General features: G+C 71.2%; 1 protein-coding gene. It reads right to left on the bottom strand.

Features of this window, described 5'->3' with window-relative positions:
* Nucleotides 1-1,562: MG2 domain-containing protein (locus ACIKT0_RS17885; protein WP_407106679.1), on the bottom strand; the 1,562-nt coding region annotated here is incomplete at its 3' end.
* Nucleotides 1,563-1,755: the final 193 nt, after the last annotated feature.

Below are 1,755 nucleotides of genomic sequence, written 5' to 3' on the forward strand. Positions count from 1 at the left end.
GTCGCGCGGCCGTTGGCGTCGGTTCGCGGGAGGCCGTCGATCGGCGTGCGCTGGGGCGCGACCACCTCGTCGGAGAGGCCGAAGCGGTAGCCCTCGAAGCCCGGCGCGCCGGAGTTCCGCACGCGCAGCGTGACGTCGCCCTCGATCGCGAGATCGGCGGCCGGCGCGCCATAGAGCCAGCGGCCGTCGACCGAGATGGTCGCTCCCGCCGAACCGAGTTCAGCCGAGGCCGTGTCGAGCCTGAGATCGAGCCGCTCGGGGACATAGTCGGCGACCAGGAAGCTCGTCGCGCCGATCGGCGGCCCCTTGGCGTCCGCGAGCGCTTCGACCCGCCACGTCCCCTGCATCGCCTGATCGATCAGCGGCACGTCGAGCGTACGGCCGCCCGCCCCAGCGTCGGAGGTGACGACGCGGCGGTCCTCGACGCCGTCGGGGCGTTTGACGACGAGCGTGAGCGGAAGCCCGTCGACGCCCGCCCCGCTGTCGTCGCGCAGCAGGGCCGTGAGATGCACGGTCTCTCGAGGCCGGTAGACCCCACGCTCGGCGAAAACTTGCGCGTCCAGCGGCCCCGGGGCCTCACGCCCGCCGACGCCGCGGTCGGAGAGGTCGAAGCCCGGTCGCGTCAGGTCGAGGAAGCCGTAGTCCTCCTTGGCGGAGGCGATCAGCACCGCCGGCGCCTGTCCGCCCGTTCCGCGCGTCAGGCCCGGTTCGAACGTCGCGAAGCCGGCGGCGTCGGTCGTGCGCGTCGCCAGCACGTCGTTGTTCCGCGCGACGAGCCTGATCTCGACGCCTTCGAGCGGGCCGGCGCTGGCGAGCGAACGCGCGAAGGCCTTCACGCCGTCCGAGCCCGAAACCGCCGTCAGTCCGAGGTCCGAGACCACGAACCATTGGGTCGCCCGCGCGTCCCAGGGCTCGGGTTCGGCCGCGTTCTTCGGCCGGGCGGCCAGCACGTAGACGCCGGGGGAAAGTTTCGGCGCCGCCTCGGAGACCGGGAAAGCGGTGACGACGTCGAGGTTCTGCTGGCGCTCGACCGCAAGCTCGCCGCTGTAGACGGAAGCGGCGGCGTCGTCCCTCAGCGTGTCGAGGTCGGATCCGCTGAGCTGCTTCTGGAAATCGCCGGACACGACCGACTGCGCCAGGCTGCGGTCGCCGATGCGGAAGATCTCGACCGAGACGGCGTCCACATTGGTGGAGACCACCGGCACGCCCTGCTGGCCGGTCGAGGGCAGCACGTAATTGCGGCCGGTGAAGCGCACCGACGGCGCGCGGTCGCGGACATAGATGTGGAAGTCCTTCGCGACCGCGAGCGGCTCGTCGACGTCCGAGGGCAGGCCGGAACGCACGGTGAGATCGTAGGTTTCGCCGTGCTTCAGGCCGTCGACGCAGAGCTGCTGGCCGTCGGCCGTGACGGCGGGCGCGTCGACGCCCTTCAGCGCGACATAAGGGGCGAAGTCCACGCGGCCTTTGGCGAGGTTCTCGGAGAACTGGATGCAGGCGCGCGGCGCCGCAGCGTCGGAATCCACCGAATAGTCGATGACGCGGAAGCCGTGTTCGGCGCGCATCGCCTCATAGGCGTTGCGGGCGTCGGCGCTGTCGGCGAGCGCGAGGCTGGCCTTGTAGGCGTCGAGCGCCGGCCGCCAGTCCTCGCGCGCCGCGAAGGCGTTGGTACTTCTACGCTAACGGGAAATCCTATCCCGAAGCGCTCGACGCGCAGGTGAAAGCCGGCCTCGAGCACGTCGAGAAGATCACCGGCCG

The organism is Hansschlegelia beijingensis (assembly GCF_045505405.1).
Taxonomy (GTDB): domain Bacteria; phylum Pseudomonadota; class Alphaproteobacteria; order Rhizobiales; family Methylopilaceae; genus Methylopila; species Methylopila beijingensis_A.